The 2,189-nt window shown below is 64.8% G+C and carries 1 protein-coding gene; it reads right to left on the minus strand.

All coding sequences use genetic code 11. The annotated features are described in order from the left end of the window. Positions 1-82: 82 nt before the first annotated feature. Complete coding sequence (locus AC1D00_RS37775; RefSeq protein WP_477014177.1) at positions 83-1,948, minus strand: alkaline phosphatase family protein; 1,866 nt, start codon at positions 1,946-1,948, stop codon at positions 83-85. Positions 1,949-2,189 lie beyond the last annotated feature (241 nt).

Here is a 2,189-nt window from a genome sequence, read left to right on the forward strand (position 1 = left end):
GCCTTTGGCGGGCCAATTGCCGAACGTGTTCGACATCGGCATGTAGATTTGCGTCTCTTGAGAGCGCGAAGGAGCGGCGGGGCTATTTCCCCGCCGTTTTTTGTTTGCCGGTGTCCGGCTCGAGGCCGAGCGTGCGGCCCGGGAAGCCGGCGGCGTCGAAATAACGCTGGCTGCCGACGCGCTGGACGTTGAGCACGGTCTGAAGACCGTTCTCGGACATCTTCGACTTCTCGACGCCCTTGAATGCCTTCGGCACGATGCCGTTGGGCAAGGCCTCCGACATCACGCGGCCGATCAGGCCGCCATTGTGTGCGCCGCGCAGGCCCATCAGCTGGGCGGCGGTCATGCCGACGTCGGCATTGCTGACCGGGATCTCGTCGGCATAGCCGGCTTTGAAGTCCGGACCGATCGCCGCCATGAAGTTCATGGTGTCGCCGCGGCTGAAGCTGCCATGCATGCCCTGGCCCTGGCGCAGCACGGTGTCCGCGACCTGCACCGAGCAGTTGGTCGGCGCCTCGCCGCAATCGCTGGCATAGGAGCGGAAGTTGACCACGATCGCGGGCGTCGGCGTCGCCGCCTTGCCGCGCAGATTGATGCGCGACAGCGGCAGCGTGCCGGGGAAGCGGCCGAGCGAGTCCTCGACGAACAGGCCGGAGACGTAATCCTGCTCGAGCAGGGCCTTGATCGTTTTCGCCGCCAGCTTCTTGTCATTGCTCGGCAGATAGACGAGGTCCGAGCCGCCATTGGTCGCGACGACGAGATCGGGCTTCTCCGGATCCTTGCCGAGCACGCCGTTGCCGGCCTTGGGATGCTTGTTGCCGTCGATCTTCGCGTTCTTGTCGTTGGGGTCGAACAGCGGCAGGTCGAGCGCCTTGGCAAGGTCGAGCGCCAAAAAGCCCATCGGCAGGAAGTCCTTGGGCGTATCGTCATAGCTGACCTTGGCCGAGGGGCTGGTCTTGCTTTCCTTGGAGATCGTCGAGAAGCCGTGGTCGGCGGAGACGATGATGTTGGTCGAGGCGGCGAGCCCGAGTTCGTCGAGCGCCTTGCGGAGCTGGGCGAGGTTGTTGTCGGCGTTCTTGATGCCGGCCATCGAGGTCGGCCCGTTGATGCCGGGCAGGATCTGGTTGAGGCTGTCGCCGGTGTTGTGCTGGCTGCCATCAGGATCGCGCGACCAGAACACCAGGACGAACGGCTTGTTGCGCGCCTTGAACATCGGCAGCACCACCTTGGCGGCGACGTCGGCGAAATAGGCCTGCTGCGCGACGTTGGCTACGGTGGTGCCGGGCGTCTTGGCATCGCCGGCCTTGCTGTTGTCGCCGCGCGGGGGCGTGGCGAGGGGCAGGCCGGCCTTGGTCAGCGCCGCCTTCACCTCGTCCGACAGCGCCACGCCGTTCTTGCCGCCGGTGGAGTCGTCGAACACGACCGAATGCTGGCCGGGCTTTTCGGGCTTGTCGGTGTGGTCGAACTGGTAGGTCGGACCGACCTTGCCGATCGCCGCCGTGCTCAGCCCCTTGTCGCGGGCCATCTTCAGAATGGTCTCTTCGTTGAGATAGTCGCCCTTGAAATGCTCGTCGATGTCGCCGAGCACGGCGTCGTTCTCGATGAAGGGGACCACGGTGTCGCCGGCGGGGACTGAGGTGTAGTTGGTCCAGATCGTGTTGGAGAACACGCCGGTGTCGCCGAGATAGTGGCCGGTCGACATCGCCGAGCCGTTGGCCATCGTGAAGGTCGGGAACAGGGAGTGCGGGTTCTTGAAATTGACGCCCTTGTCGCGGACCTCGGCCATCGCGGGGGCCGTTTCAGGGGTGACCTTCAGCGCGCGCAGCCCGTCGGGGATGAACAGGATGAGGTTGCGGGGGGTGTTGTTTTGGGCGGAGGCAAGTCCAGAGGAAAGTCCAGTGGACAAGACTGTCAGTCCGGCGGACAGCAACACCAGTGAACGGCGCATCAAATCTCTCCTAACGGTGAGGCGGCATGGCCGCAACCGCGGCTCCGGCCTTCGTTTAGTTTCGCTGCGTGACGGTTTTGTTACAAGACCTGTTGCCGATGCAAGAGGGCTGGGGAGGGTGACGGCATTGTCACTCCCGTGTCCCGGACGCGCTGCAACGCCCTTAGCGTTGCTGCGCAGAGCCGGGACCCAGGAGGGCGCACAAGCCGCAGTTGCGTCATGGGCCCCGGCTCTGCAGCGC

Source organism: Bradyrhizobium sp. P2_E8 (assembly GCF_056403875.1).

Excerpts from the sequence above, each read along its gene's own strand:
- AC1D00_RS37775 (WP_477014177.1), bottom strand. The coding sequence starts at position 1,948 with ATGCGCCGTTCACTGGTGTTGCTGTCCGCCGGACTGACAGTCTTGTCC.